Source organism: Streptomonospora halophila (genome assembly GCF_039542725.1).
Classification (GTDB): domain Bacteria; phylum Actinomycetota; class Actinomycetes; order Streptosporangiales; family Streptosporangiaceae; genus Streptomonospora; species Streptomonospora halophila.
On record NZ_BAABIK010000006.1, the window covers coordinates 127,597 to 140,662 of the forward strand.

Genomic DNA, 13,066 nt, shown 5'->3' on the forward strand with positions numbered 1-13,066 from the left:
ACGACATGAAAGCCACGCTCAAGGACAGCGTCATCGCGACTGCGGAAGCCGAGGATCTCGTCATGATCGAGGGGAACCGGTATTTCCCTCCGAGCTCCATCAATTGGTCGATGCTGGAGACGAGCCCGACCGTGTCAACCTGTCCCTGGAAGGGGCAGGCCGAGTACTACTCCCTCGTCGGCGGCCCGAAGGACGTCGCTTGGGCGTACATCGCGCCCAACGCGGAGGCCGTCGAGCGGGTCGGCAGGGACTTCGCCGAGTTCGTCGCGTTCGATCGCACCGTCGTCATCAGCGAGTAGCCCGTAGGTAGGAGGGCCTTGCGCGCTGCAGAGTGCGCGAGGCCCCCGGCAACCGGCGGTTCGCGCGGGGCCTGCAATGAGGCCTCCCGGTGGTGCCAGGGTGGACACGCGCTCCCGCTGTCGAGTGGCGGGGGCACCGCGGGCGACGCGTCGGGAGGACGCCCCTCCGGGCGCATACCGGGGGGTGTGTGCGGGGATGAGAGCAGCCGTGTTCAGTGTCACCGTCCGCGACCACTTCATGGTCGCCCACAGTTTCCGCGGCGAGGTGTTCGGGCCCGCGCAGGCGCTGCACGGCGCCACGTTCACCGCCGACGCCTCCTTCTTCCGGACCGAGCTGGACGCCGACAACGTCGTGGTCGACATCGGCCTGGCCTCGCAGGAGCTGGGGGCGGTGCTCGGGGAGCTGAGCTACCGCAACCTCGACGACGAGCCCGCCTTCGCCGGGGTCAACACCACCACCGAGTACCTCGCCAAGGTGGTCGCCGACCGGCTCGCCGAGCGCGTCGCGGACGGGCGCCTCGGCGAGGGCGCCCGCGACCTGGAGCGGATCGCGGTGACGCTGCACGAGTCGCACGTCGCCCGGGCCTCCTACGAGCGCCCGCTGTGAACGGTGCCGCGCCCGGCGGCCCGGGCGCCCGGAGCCCCGCCGCGGTGCACGCCGTCCTGCCCGGCGGCATCGACGACACCGCCTCCCCCAGCGGAGGGAACGTCTACGACCGCCGCCTGTGCCGCGCACTCGGGGACGCGGGCAGGCCGGTGGTCGAGACCGCCGTACCGGGCACCTGGCCGCGGCCCGACGCCGCCGCCCGCGCGCGGCTGGCCGACGCCCTGGCCGCGCTGCCCGACGGCTCCCTCGTACTCGCTGACGGCCTGGTGTGCTGCGGAGTCCCCGAGACCGTCGCCGAACACGCCCACCGCCTGCGCCTCACCGCCCTCGTCCACCTGCCCCTGGCGGCCGAAACCGGGCTCTCCTCCCGGCTCGCCGCGGACCTCGACGCCCGGGAGCGCGCGACCCTGAAGGCCTGCGCCGCGGTCGTCGCCACCAGCGCGTGGGCGGCCCGGTGGCTGGCCGACCACCACGGTCTCGACAGCGCTCGCACCCACGCGGTGGAGCCGGGGACCGATCCGGCTCCCCTCGCGCACGGCACGGACGGCGCCACACGGCTGCTCTGCGTCGCCTCGCTGACACCGCGCAAGGGCCACGACGTGCTGACCGAGGCGCTGGCCGCCGTCGCGGATCTGGACTGGACCTGCGAGTGGGCCGGCCCCGCCGACCGCGCCCCCGAGTACGCCGCCGAGCTGCGCCGCTCGCTCGGCCGCCGCGGCATCGCCGACCGGGTGCGCCTGTCCGGGCCGCTCGGCGGCGCGGACCTGGAGCGGGCCTACGCCGCCGCCGACCTGGCGGTGCTGCCGTCGCGCTGGGAGACCTACGGAATGGCCGTCACCGAGGCCCTGGCACGCGGCGTCCCGGTGCTGACCACCGACGGGGGCGCGCTTGCGCACACGCTCGGCATCCTGCCGGACGGCACCGCGCCCGGCATGGTGGTCCCCGCCGGCGACGCGCCCGCGCTGGCGGGCGCGCTGCGGGACTGGCTGGGATCGGCGTCCCTGCGCGAGCGGCTGCGCGGCGCTGCGCAGCGCCGCCGCTCGGCGCTGGAACCGTGGACAGCGGCCGCCGCGCGCATGGAGGCCGTCCTGCACCGGGTCGAAGGGGGGCCGCGGTGAGGGCCGCGCCGGGAGACGGCGGGTTCACGCCCGACTGGCTGGGCCTGCGGGAGAATGCCGACGCGGCCGCCCGGTCCACCGGCCTCCTCGGACCGCTGCGCGCCGCCCTTCCGGTCCCGACCGGCGACAGCGCGCTGGTCGTGGCCGACCTCGGCTGCGGGACCGGGTCGATGGGGCGCTGGCTGGCGCCGCTCCTGGCGGGCCCGCAGCACTGGGTCCTCTACGACCGCGACCCCGAGCTGCTCGCCCGCGCCCGCGAGGGTCTGCCCGCGCGATCGGCCGACGGCCGCCCCGTCACCGCGGAGACCCGGCCGGTCGACCTGACCCGGCTGGAGGACGCGGAGCTCTCCGGCGCGGGGCTGGTCACCGCTTCGGCGCTGCTCGACCTGCTGACGGCCGAGGAGTGCGCCCGGCTGGCGCGCGCCTGCACGGCGGCCGACCGCCCCGCGCTGCTGACGCTCTCCGTCGACGGCCGGGTGGAGCTGGACCCCGCGCACCCGCTCGACCGGCCGATCGCCGACGCCTTCAACGCCCACCAGCGCCGCTCCGTGGCCGGCCGCCGGCTGCTCGGCCCGGACGCTCCCGCCACGGCGGCGGCCGCGTTCGGCGGCCTCGGCGCCCACGTGCGCGAGCGGCCCAGCCCGTGGCGGCTGGGCGCCGACGACGCCGCTCTGGCGGCCGAATGGCTGCGCGGCCGCGTCGCCGCCGCTGTGGAACAGCGCCCGGACCTGGCGTCCGCGGCGGCCGGCTACCTCGACGAGCGCCTCGGACAGTGCGCCTCCGGCCGCCTGCGCGCCCTGGTCGGCCACCGCGACCTCCTGGCGCTGCCGGGTTCGGCACCCTGAGACGGCCTCCGCGACGACGAGCGCATCCGCGGGCCGCCCCGCGGCCGCCGTGCCCGCCACGCCGGGCGGCGCACGCAGATCCGGACGCCGCGGGACCCGTTCGGCTTCAGCGGCCGGGCGCCCGCCCGACCACGCCTCGCACGTGCCGACGCCGACGGGTGCCGTGGAACGCCGACCGCGCCCATGCGACCGGGCCGGCGCCGGGCGGCGTGCCTGCGGGTCCGGACCGGTGGCCACCTCCGGCCGCTGTGCGGTCGCGCTTACCGGCGGTTCCGGGGGCGGCGGGTGCGCGGAGCGGGTAGGACGGGGAGTGGATCCGCTTGCGGCGGCCGCGGGTGCGGGACCGCGCAGCGGACCGGGTACGCGACCGGGGGGATGGCGATGCGCGCGATCGGGCCCTGGCTGCGGGTGCTGCTGGGCGCCGCCGTGCTCGCGCTGGTGGCACGGACCCTGGGCGCCGAGCCGTTCGTGCGCGCGGTCGGGATGATCGGCGGGCCCGCCCTGGCCGCCGCGCTGGGGATCGGGGCGGTCACGACGCTCGCCACGGCCGGGCGCTGGATGGTCGTGGCGCGCGGAATAGGGCTGCGGCTCGGTCCGGCACGCGCCGTCGCCGACTACTACCGCGCACTCCTGCTCAACGCGGTGCTGCCGGCGGGCGTCCTCGGCGACGTGCACCGCGCCTACGAGCACGGCCGCACCTCGGCCGCCGAGCGCGCGGGCGGCGCCGGCCGTGCGGTGAGTGCGGTGGTGCTGGAGCGCACCGCCGGGCAGGCGGTGCTGATATCGGTCGCGGCGGCCGTGCTGGTTGTGCGGCCGGACCTGCTCACCGCCGCCGCCCGGACACTGCCCTCGGCTTCGGCGGCGGTCGCGGCCGCCGCCCTCGTCCTGGCGGCGGGCGGCGCGGCGGCGGTCTGGCTGCTGCGGTCCGCACGCGGGCGGCACCTGTTGCGCCGCGCGCGGACGTGGACGATCGAGGCGCGCTCGGCGTTGCTCGCCCGCGAGCGCTGGCCGGCGATCGCGGGGCTGTCGGCGGCCGCGCTGGCCGGGCACCTGTGCCTGTTCGTCGTCGCCGCGCGGGTCGCGGGCGCGGACGCGCCGGTCGTCGATCTGCTCCCGCCCCTGCTGCTGGCCCTGCTGGCGATGAGCCTGCCGATCGGGGTGGGCGGCTGGGGACCGCGGGAGTCCGCTGCCGCGCTGGGCTTCGCCGCCGTCGGGCTCGACGCTGAACTCGGCCTGCGCGCGGCGGTGGTCTACGGGGTGCTGGCCCTGGTCGCGAGCCTGCCGGGGGCGCTGACCCTGCTGCCGCTGAAGCGGCCGCGGAGGCGCCGCCCGGCCGCGGAACGGCCCGGTCCGAAGCCGGCGGTGGGAGACGGCCCCCGGCACGGGCGTGCACCGACCGGCGCGCAGGTCTGAACGCCGCCGGGCCGCCCGGCCGTGCACCGCGAGTCCGGCGGGACGGTCCCGTCGAACACCGCCCGGCCGTCAGAGGCGGCGGACGCGGGCGAGCCAGGCGGCCTGGTCGACCTTGGTGTCGGGTTCGACGTCCAGGTGAGCGGCTGCGTCGTCGCCGACGACGACGCAGCGGTAGCGCGCGGGCCGCAGCTCCTCCAGCTCCCAGCCGTCGCCGAAGGCGTCGCGGATCGCGCTCTCGCCGATCCGCGGCCCGAATCCCGGCTCGGCGTCGGAGAGGGCGAGGATGTGCACCACGCCGCCGGGGCGGCAGGCGGCGTGCAGGGACGCGACGTAGGCGGTGCGGTGCTCCCCGTCGAAGACGTGGAACAGGGCGCTGTCGAGGATGGTGTCGTAGCGCTGCTCCGCCTCACCGAGAGCGAAGGCGTCGGCGACCGCGAACTCCGCGTCGACCCCCTGCTCGGCGGCGTTGGCGCGGGCCTTCTCGACGGCGCGGGGCGAGAAGTCGATCCCCCGCACGTCGTAGCCCAGGCGCGCGAGGTGGATGGTGTGCTCGCCGGTACCGCAGCCGGGGTCGAGCACGGCGCCGCGGATCCGGCCGTCCCGCTCCAGCGCCAACACCTCCGGCTGCGGCTCGCCGATCACCCAGGGTGCGGTGTCGCTCTCGTAGGCGGAGTCGAAGAGGGACGCCGACGTGGTCGCCATGGCCTGCTCCTTTGACGGGCTCGAAGGGCTAGGAGGACGCGAAGGGCCTGTCGCTGCGGATCACGCGGCCCGCGGCGCGCGCCGCCGATCGGCCGCACCTTCCCCCTTGCGCCTCCGACGTACTCCGTACTCTGCTACCTCAAGCACAGTCGAGGTCAAGCGGATTCCGCCGAGCCGCGGAACGACACGGCGCGACCGGCTGCGGGCCGCGGCCGGTCGCCGCCGTCGGCTTCGCGCAGGTGCGGCGCATGGCTCCGCACCGCTCCGACGGCCTCCTCGCGATGCGGGTCGACCATGGCCGCCGGACCGGCGAAGCCGGTCGGCGCGGTCTCGCCGCCGCCGGCGTCGGCGCGCACGCGGGCCGCGGCATGCACCCGCTCGACTTCAACGACCTGATGCTGGAACACGGCTACGACGCCAGGCGGGCCTACGGGCGAAGCAAGCTCGCCCAGACCATGTCCGGCTTCGCGCTGGCCGAGCACCTGCCCGCCGGCGAGGTGAACAGCCTGCACCCGGCCGCTGTCGGCCACGATGGTGCTCTCCGAGATCGGGCGGCACTCCGACAGCCCCGAAGCAGGCGTGGAGTCCGCCTACCGGCTCGCCGCGTCGCCGGATCTCGCTGGGACGACGGGCGGCTTCTTCGACCGGACAAGGCCGCGTGCGCGCACGTCCTGGCCTGCGATCCGGCGGCGCGCGCCCAGTTGTGGCAGCGCAGCCCGGAGCTCACCGGGCTCTCGTGGCGGCCGGCTGAGGCGCCCGGCCTCCCCGCCCGGTCGGGGCGGTGGCGCGGCCGGCGGCGTCCCGGCAGGGGTTCAGGGGTTCGACCGCCTCCCATTCATACCTACCGGTCGGTATCCTTCTCTGCGACTATGGCACAGGACACACCGGTGCCCCGCTCGCAAGGAGGACCCCCATGCTCAACCTGGCGATCGTGCTGGAGGACAGCGCACAGAAGCACCCCGATCGCACGGCCCTGGTCTACGGGGACGTGCGCATGCCCTACTCCATGGTCGAGGGCCTCGCCAACCAGGTGGCCGACCTGCTGGTCGCGCGCGGGATCGGCCCCGGGGACAAGGTGGCGCTGGCGTGCCCCAACCTCCCCTACTTCCCGCTGGTCTACTTCGGCGCCCTGAAGGCGGGAGCGGTCGTGGTCCCGCTCAACGTGCTCTCCCAGTCGGGCGAGATCTCCTACTACCTGGAGGACTCCGACGCCAAGGCGCTCTTCTGCTTCGAGGGAACGCCCGACCTCCCTCTGGGCCGGCGCGGCAAGGAGGCCTTCGACGCCGTCCCCGGCACCGAGCACTTCATCGTCCTGCCGACCGCGCCGCTGGCCACCGAGTCCTCGATCGAGGGCGCGGAGACGCTGTGGGCCGCGCTGCAGGGGACTTCCGACCGCTTCGAGTCGGTGCAGACCGCCGCCGACGACACCGCCGTCATCCTCTACACCAGCGGTACCACCGGCCGCCCCAAGGGCGCCGAGCTCAGCCACCAGAACATGCTGATGAACGCGGTGGTCAACGAGGAGCTGGTGCCCAGCCGGCCGGGCGAGGACTCCACGCTCACGGTGCTGCCGCTGTTCCACTCCTTCGGCCAGTCCTCGATCATGAACGCCGGGCTGCGCCGCGGCGCGAAGCTCGTGCTGATGTCCCGGTTCGAGCCGGTCGAGGCGCTGTCGCTGATGCGCGAGGAGCGGGTCACCCTGTTCGCGGGCGTACCCACCATGTACTGGGCGCTGCTGTCGGCGGTACGCGCGGGCGGCCTGGAGGTTCCGGCCCTGGAGTCGGCGGTCTCGGGAGGAGCGGCACTGCCGCTGGAGGTGCTCCAGGAGTTCCGCGAGGTCTTCGGAGTGCAGATCCTTGAGGGGTACGGGCTCTCCGAGACCGCGCCGACCGCCAGCTTCAACCAGCTGTCCGGGCCGACCAAGCCCGGCTCGATCGGTTTCCCGGTGTGGGGTGTGCAGATGAAGCTGGTCGACGGTGACGGGAAGACCGTCGAGGGCGAGGGCCCCGGGGAGATCGCCATCCGCGGCCACAACGTCATGAAGGGCTACTACAAGCGCCCGGAGGCCACCGCCGAGGTGATGCGCGACGGGTGGTTCCGTACCGGCGACATCGCACGGCGCGACGAGGACGGCTACTACTTCATCGTCGACCGCGCCAAGGACATGATCATCCGCGGTGGCTTCAACGTCTATCCGCGGGAGGTGGAGGAGGTGCTGATCGCCCACGAGTCGGTCTCGCTCGCCGCCGTGGTGGGCGTGCCCCACGACACCCGCGGCGAGGAGGTCAAGGCGTTCGTCGTGCCCGAGGCCGGCACCGAACCGACCGAGGAGGAGCTGGTCGCGTGGTGCCGCGACCGGCTGGCCGCGTTCAAGTACCCGCGCTCGGTGGAGTTCCGCGCGTCGCTGCCGATGAGCGCCACCGGCAAGATCCTCAAGCGCGAGCTGCGGTAGTCCGGCGCCGCAGCGCCGCCGCCCACGCGCGGGCGCCGCAGCGCGGCCGGGGTGAGCGGCGGCCGAGAACCGGTCCCGGACCGCGGAGGCCCGGGACCGGCCACGCGACCGGAGTGCGGCACGCCCTCCCCTCATCGGCGGCCGCCCCGGCCCGTCGTCCCCTCCGGCCGCTCGCGGGCGTAATCCGGAGGCACGCCGCTGCAAGTTCATATTCGCGGCCGTCGATGTGTCAAGGCCGGTCGGGGAGGCGATTCCGTATCGAAGCGCGACCGCGCCGACCTCCGCGTCCGTGCCCAGGCGGCCCCTTCACACCTTCGCGCGAACTTGACAATCCGTGCTGCGTTCGCGAATCCTCACGGATCACGCGAGGCCGTGGAGAACGGCCCGCCCCGCATTCCCCCTCGGAGGTCTTCCGTGTACGACATGCTGCTCGTCCTTACGGGCGCGGCCATAAGCCTCGTGACCAGCGTCGTTGTGACCTGGGCACAGGGCCGGCAGGTCCGCAAGGGCGAGAACCGCGTCGCCGCCCGCGAGTCGACGCGCCAGCTGACCGGCCTGTTCATCGCCGAGCGCCAAGGCGCCGCCGAGTCCGACGGCGCCGAACCGACACCGGCTCTGGCAGAAGCGGAGATGATGTCGGTGGCGATCTCCGACCGCCGCACGCGCGAACGGATGCGGGCGATCATCCGGCTGCTGCGCGAGCTGTGGCTCCCCGAGCTCCAGGAGCTCAGCGGCGCCAAGCCGGCGGTCATGCGCCCCCTGCTGTGCGACCACGCTCTTGAGGTGCTGGGTGCGCACTTCCGCAACGAACGGCTGCCCGCCGTGCCGCAGAACGTGCAGAAGATGCTCGACGTCGAGGACGAGGCGCTGAGCATCCACGCCGGCGGCGCCCCGCGCAGCGTCGCGTCCGCCGTCAAGACGGCGGACAAGACCGCGGGCCCTGGTCCCTCCGGCTCGGCCGCCTCCTCCGGCGGCGGCTCGGGCAAGGGCTCGCCGTCCACCGCCAAGGGGTCCGCCCCGGCCGCCAAGGACGCCTCGCCGGCGGCCTCCGAAGGTGAGGCCCCGGCGCCGCGCGGCCGCATCCGGCGCAAGCAGTCCGCCGAGGAGGAGCCCGCCAAGCAGGCGCGCCGGTCCAAGACGGGCAAGGGCGCCGACGCCGGCGACGACGCGCACAGCGCCTTCTGGAACGACGAGGCCTGACGCCTCGGCGTCCCCGCGGCACACGAAGGGGCGGCCCCGGCGCAGGCAGGTGCACCGGGGCCGCCCTCCTTCGTTCCGTCGGGGGCAGGAGGCTCCCTCAGCGGGAGCGGCTCCGCGGCCGGGTCAGACCAGCGTCAGACCCCACCGGTCCAGGATCGGGTTGACCTCCTGGTAGTAGGTGGTGCCGCCGGACGAGCAGTTGCCCGAGCCGCCGGAGGTGACGCCCTGCGCCTGGTCGCCGCTGACCCACGAGCCGCCGGAGTCGCCGGGCTCGGCGCAGACGTTCGTGCGCGTCAGCCCGTAGACCACGCCCTGGGGGTAGCGGACCGTCTGGTTGCGGGCCTGGATGGTGCCGCAGTGCCAGCCGGTGGTGGAGCCGGAACGGCAGATGGACGAGCCCACCGGGGCCCGGCTGGAGCCGTTGACGCTCACGGTGCCGCCGGAGTAGTTGTTCACCTGCGAGGTGGGGTTCCACCCGCTGGTGGTGACGTAGCCCATGTCTCTGCCGGGGAACACGGAGCCGGAGAAGCTGCCGCTGCCGCCGCCGGCGCCGGAGACCGAGTCGCCCGGACTGCCGCAGTGGCCGGCGGTCACGAACCCGGTGGTGACGGCGAAGCCGATGGAGCAGCGGGAGGTGCCGTTGATGTAGAAGGCGTTCCCGCCGACGATGTCGGCGTAGGTCTTCGGGTTCTCGGCGCTCTGCTTGACCTTGACGGCGCCCTTGTCGACGCCGGCGTCGGCGAGGAACTCCTTGCCGGCCGCGGCCGCGCCCTTCTCGACGGTCATGACCACGGTGTCGGCCTCGACGTCGGAGTACCAGCCGGTCACACCCGACCCGGCCTCCTTGGCGCTGGAGTTGAGGTCGCCGACGATCTCGTCGAGGGTGTCCTGGCCGTAGGTGACGACCTCGGCCTCGGCTCCGGCGTCCTCGACGGTCTCGACCGCGTCGGAGTCGGTGACCGAGACGGTCAGCTCGCCGGTGTCGCTGTCGAAGACGGCACCGCCGAACTTGGCGCCGAGGTCGTCGCGAAGCTCGTTCTCCAGGGAACGGGCGCGACCTTCGTCCTTGACGAGCTGCTCGGCCTCCGAGGCGGTGAGCCCGAGGTCGCGCTGCATCGCTTGGAGCTGTTCAGGCGCCACCGTCGGAGCGGGTTCCGCCGCCGCGCCGGTCGTGGCCGCTGCGATCAGCCCTGCGGACAGGGCGATGCCGCCGAGTGCCATGAAGTGGGGGGATTTTCGCACGTGCCTTACTCCTTGAGCGGGGATGAGAAAAGGGCAACTGCGCCCGGCTCGGGACCGGACGCGAATCCCCGGCGGGCTGGACCTCGTGAGCCCGTCCCGCCGCATCCACCGACGTTCGGTGAATGAGACGAAACGATAAGTGAAGTTAACGGCGCGCGACAGACCCGATACGCAACGGCAGACCGGGCCCGCCGAGCCGCCGCGGCGGACGGGCGGACAGACCAGTCACCCCCTGCGGCTCGCCTGACGTCGGGTTTCACAAATACGAAATGACTGCCAGAAGACTCACTATCGCGGACACAAGGGACGATCTTGGCCGGATTCGGCCAAAATTTGCCCGGCTACCGAGACGGAAGAGAACGGCTTCGACTCTTAGTGAGACGCCCTGGCCTTCAAACGGCGGTTGCGCTGGACAGACGGGATCTGACGCCCGGCCTGCCGAAGTCCGCTGCGGCCCCAGGGTGTGGGAAGCGAAGCAGGTCGCCGGGCTTTCCCGGCACCGACCGCGGTGCCCCCTCCGCCGACCGACCGCACCCGGAACCCCGCCGCCGGACTTGCGACCGCGTTCGATACGCATCCGATCGCCCGTTCGGGAAAGAACCACAGTGACGGACTACCGAATCCGCAAGGGGGGACCGTCATGGAGATCACCGGCATCTTCACCGCGATCATCATCGGACTGATCATCGGCGTACTCGCGCGGATCATCCTGCCCGGCAAGCAGAACATCCAGGTGTGGCTGACGGTCGTGGTCGGCATCGTGGCCGCCCTGATCGGCACGGCCATCGCCGCCTTCGCCGGATACGCGGACACCCCCGGCATCGACTGGTGGGAACTGATCACCCAGCTGGTCCTGGCGGTCGTCGGCGTGGGCGCCGTTTCGAGCATGCGCACCCGCAAGGGCAGCTGACCTTCGGCGCCCGCGGGGCTCCGGGGACACCGGGGCACCCGCGGACGCAGGGGGCGAGACGGGCCGGGGGCGCGCTCCTCGGCCCCGGTCGCCGCTGCCGTCCACGCGCGCACGTCCGCATGCGCGCCGTCCGAGCGTCCCGACCGCCGCGGCCGGTCGGGGCCGGTGCGGCCGAGCCGGAGAAGGGCCGGCCGAGCGGAGACCCGTGTGCCGCCACGCGCCTCCCGGCCGGGATTCGGACTCGACTCTCGCGGTAATAGGTGTGGCGGAAATTATCGCCGCGATCCCGGCATAGGTGACGAACAACCGCAATCCGCCGACGCGGGCGCGCAAGGCATCTCGTAAGATCTCCTTACACTGCTGCGGCCGTCCTGTGTACCGCGGCCGGACCCCCCTCTCTTACCGCCCTCGTCGGTCTCCGGCCCAGCGGGTCCGAAACTGCGTGCCCGGTCCCCCGGCGCACCACCACCCCCTGCCCACGAAGAGATTCGCATGCCCGACGACGCCCCTGACGCCGATTCCGGCGCCGGATCCGAACGCACCGAGGGCTCCGGCCCGCGCGATCCCGAAGACGAGGGCCCCTCCCCGGCGCCCGGCGCACCCGGTGATGCGGAGCGGCACCGCCCCTCCGAGGAGTCCGGCGAGAACGCGGGGACCGAAAGCTCCGCGGAGGCCGGGACGGCCGGAGAGCCGCTCGGCACGGGTGCCGCCGGTGAGGCCGGCGAACCCCCCGCGGCGGCGGAGGCCGCCGGGGAAGAAGGAGACCATGCGGCCGCGGAACCCGGCGGCGCGCCCACCCCCGGCGGCACCGCGGACGGCGCGCAAGGACCCGGGGCCGCCGCCGCGCCCGCTGAGAGCGCCCCCGTCTCCCCCGCCTCCCCCGCCCCGCGGCGCCGCAAGCCCTCGCGCGTCGCTGCCCTGATAGCGGCGGCCGTCGTGATCGTGCTGGTGGGCGGCGCCGGCACCGCCTACGGGTACTTCCGGTCGCTGCAGGGCAACATCGTCCGCCACGACCTCGACACGGCGCTGGACGAGGAGGACCGCCCGGAGAAGATCGGCGACGACCTGAACATCCTGTTCATCGGCTCCGACGGCCGCGAGGGCGGCAACGCCGCCTACGGCGGGCGGGACTTCGTTGGCGAGCGCTCCGACGCGCTGATGCTGGCCCACGTCTCCGCCGACGGCCGGGTCACCGTGGTCAACTTCCCGCGCGACTCCCTGGTCCGGCTTCCCGAGTGCGACGCCTACGGCGAGACCGACGGCACCCCCGGCTACCACGGCATGATCAACGCGGCGCTCTTCCACGGCGGTCCGCCGTGCGTCGTCAAGACGATCGAGTCGCTCAGCGGCATCCGCATCGACCACTTCGCGCACGTCACCTTCGTCGGGTTCCGCGAGATGATCGACTCGATCGGCGGCGTGCACATGTGCATCCCCCGGCCGATGCACGACAAGCGCGCCCAGCTCGACCTGGACGCCGGGCAGCAGCTGCTGGACGGCGAGGAGGCGCTGTCCTTCGTCCGCGCCCGCTACGAGATCGGCAACGGGGGCGACATCGGGCGCATCGACCGCCAGCAGATGTTCCTCGGCGCCCTGGCGGACGAGGTCGACGGCACCCACCTGCTCACCCAGCCGAGCCAGGCCACCGGCATGCTCCAGGCGCTGTCGGAGCACACCGGCACCGACGACGACTTCACGCTGCCGACGATGGTCTCCATCGCCTCCACGCTCGCCGGGACCAGCCTGTCCGACATCGCCTTCTACACGGTGCCGTGGTCGCGCGCCCCCTACGATCCCAACCGCGTGGTCTGGGACGAGGACGCCGCCGCGCGGCTGTTCTCCGCCATCCGGCACGACCGCCCGGTGGAGGACCGCCGGCTCGTCACCGGCGAGCAGAGCGCGGAGGACGCCGGCGCCGAGGACGCCAACGGATCGGGCGGCTCCCAGGCCCCGCAGGACGCGGGCACCGCGTCGGCGCGGCCCGGCGGTGGGGAAAGCGCGTCCCCCGGCCCCGCGGACGCCGGGTCCGAGCCCATCGAGGGCCGCGACGCGACCTCCAACCCCTGCTCGAACGGGCTGGGGCAGGGAACGGAGAGCGCCGAGGAGTCCACGGAGCCGCAGCTGTGACCGGATCGCCCGTACTCTGCGCCGGTCCGGCGCCCGCGGCCGCGAACGGCCACCCCCTCGGCCGCACATTTTGCGAGGAAATCTGTGATTTGTGCGAACCAGCCACCGGGGTTCGCGCGTCAGAACAACCGGGTACCACCGTCCCCGCACC

Annotated in this window: 12 protein-coding genes; 9 read left to right on the forward strand and 3 right to left on the reverse strand. The window is 74.1% G+C overall.

The annotated features are described in order from the left end of the window. The first annotated feature begins 5 nt into the window (after window positions 1–5). The 5 genes from ABEA15_RS07395 to ABEA15_RS07415 all read left to right on the forward strand — a co-directional run bounded on the left by ABEA15_RS07395 (window position 6) and on the right by ABEA15_RS07415 (window position 4,282). On the forward strand, window positions 6–299 hold the full coding sequence (locus ABEA15_RS07395) for a DUF427 domain-containing protein (protein WP_345555998.1): 294 nt from the start codon (window positions 6–8) through the stop codon (window positions 297–299). A 208-nt stretch (window positions 300–507) separates the two neighbouring features. Further along, a complete protein-coding gene (locus ABEA15_RS07400) occupies window positions 508–906 on the forward strand; it encodes a 6-pyruvoyl trahydropterin synthase family protein (RefSeq protein ID WP_345556093.1) in 399 nt (132 codons plus the stop codon). Next, entirely contained in the window at window positions 903–2,024 is a 1,122-nt protein-coding gene (locus tag ABEA15_RS07405; RefSeq protein WP_345555999.1) for a glycosyltransferase family 4 protein, read from the forward strand. Before ABEA15_RS07400 ends, ABEA15_RS07405 begins: the two co-directional genes overlap by 4 nt. After that, complete coding sequence (locus ABEA15_RS07410) at window positions 2,021–2,869, forward strand: class I SAM-dependent methyltransferase (RefSeq protein ID WP_345556000.1); 849 nt, start codon at window positions 2,021–2,023, stop codon at window positions 2,867–2,869. The genes ABEA15_RS07405 and ABEA15_RS07410 overlap by 4 nt, the downstream gene beginning before the upstream one ends. Window positions 2,870–3,250: 381 nt before the next feature. Continuing rightward, complete coding sequence (locus tag ABEA15_RS07415) at window positions 3,251–4,282, forward strand: lysylphosphatidylglycerol synthase transmembrane domain-containing protein (RefSeq protein ID WP_345556001.1); 1,032 nt, start codon at window positions 3,251–3,253, stop codon at window positions 4,280–4,282. 69 nt (window positions 4,283–4,351) lie between these two features. On the opposite strand, the gene ABEA15_RS07420 is transcribed toward ABEA15_RS07415, so the two are convergent. After that, entirely contained in the window at window positions 4,352–4,984 is a 633-nt protein-coding gene (locus ABEA15_RS07420) for a class I SAM-dependent methyltransferase (protein ID WP_344141273.1), read from the reverse strand. Between the two features lie 155 nt (window positions 4,985–5,139). Continuing rightward, a complete protein-coding gene (locus ABEA15_RS07425) occupies window positions 5,140–5,514 on the reverse strand; it encodes a hypothetical protein (protein ID WP_345556002.1) in 375 nt (124 codons plus the stop codon). A 383-nt stretch (window positions 5,515–5,897) separates the two neighbouring features. Here ABEA15_RS07425 and ABEA15_RS07430 point away from each other — a divergent pair, with 383 nt between their 5' ends. After that, on the forward strand, window positions 5,898–7,436 hold the full coding sequence (locus tag ABEA15_RS07430; RefSeq protein ID WP_345556003.1) for a long-chain-fatty-acid--CoA ligase: 1,539 nt from the start codon (window positions 5,898–5,900) through the stop codon (window positions 7,434–7,436). Between the two features lie 423 nt (window positions 7,437–7,859). After that, on the forward strand, window positions 7,860–8,636 hold the full coding sequence (locus ABEA15_RS07435) for a hypothetical protein (protein WP_345556094.1): 777 nt from the start codon (window positions 7,860–7,862) through the stop codon (window positions 8,634–8,636). 123 nt (window positions 8,637–8,759) lie between these two features. Here ABEA15_RS07435 and ABEA15_RS07440 read toward each other — a convergent pair whose 3' ends face one another. Continuing rightward, on the reverse strand, window positions 8,760–9,878 hold the full coding sequence (locus ABEA15_RS07440) for a S1 family peptidase (RefSeq protein ID WP_345556004.1): 1,119 nt from the start codon (window positions 9,876–9,878) through the stop codon (window positions 8,760–8,762). Window positions 9,879–10,518: 640 nt separating this feature from the next. Between ABEA15_RS07440 and ABEA15_RS07445 the strand changes: the two genes are divergently transcribed. Both ABEA15_RS07445 and ABEA15_RS07450 read left to right on the forward strand, forming a co-directional pair. Then, a complete protein-coding gene (locus ABEA15_RS07445) occupies window positions 10,519–10,788 on the forward strand; it encodes a GlsB/YeaQ/YmgE family stress response membrane protein (protein ID WP_344141278.1) in 270 nt (89 codons plus the stop codon). 492 nt (window positions 10,789–11,280) lie between these two features. Beyond that, window positions 11,281–12,915: an LCP family protein gene (locus ABEA15_RS07450; RefSeq protein WP_345556005.1), complete on the forward strand. Its 1,635-nt coding sequence runs from the start codon at window positions 11,281–11,283 to the stop codon at window positions 12,913–12,915. Window positions 12,916–13,066 lie beyond the last annotated feature (151 nt).

Excerpts from the sequence above, each read along its gene's own strand:
- ABEA15_RS07420 (WP_344141273.1), bottom strand. The coding sequence starts at position 4,984 with ATGGCGACCACGTCGGCGTCCCTCTTCGACTCCGCCTACGAGAGCGAC.
- ABEA15_RS07435 (WP_345556094.1), top strand. The coding sequence starts at position 7,860 with ATGCTGCTCGTCCTTACGGGCGCGGCCATAAGCCTCGTGACCAGCGTC.
- ABEA15_RS07445 (WP_344141278.1), top strand. The coding sequence starts at position 10,519 with ATGGAGATCACCGGCATCTTCACCGCGATCATCATCGGACTGATCATC.
- ABEA15_RS07415 (WP_345556001.1), top strand. The coding sequence starts at position 3,251 with ATGCGCGCGATCGGGCCCTGGCTGCGGGTGCTGCTGGGCGCCGCCGTG.
- ABEA15_RS07395 (WP_345555998.1), top strand. The coding sequence starts at position 6 with ATGAAAGCCACGCTCAAGGACAGCGTCATCGCGACTGCGGAAGCCGAG.
- ABEA15_RS07450 (WP_345556005.1), top strand. The coding sequence starts at position 11,281 with ATGCCCGACGACGCCCCTGACGCCGATTCCGGCGCCGGATCCGAACGC.
- ABEA15_RS07430 (WP_345556003.1), top strand. The coding sequence starts at position 5,898 with ATGCTCAACCTGGCGATCGTGCTGGAGGACAGCGCACAGAAGCACCCC.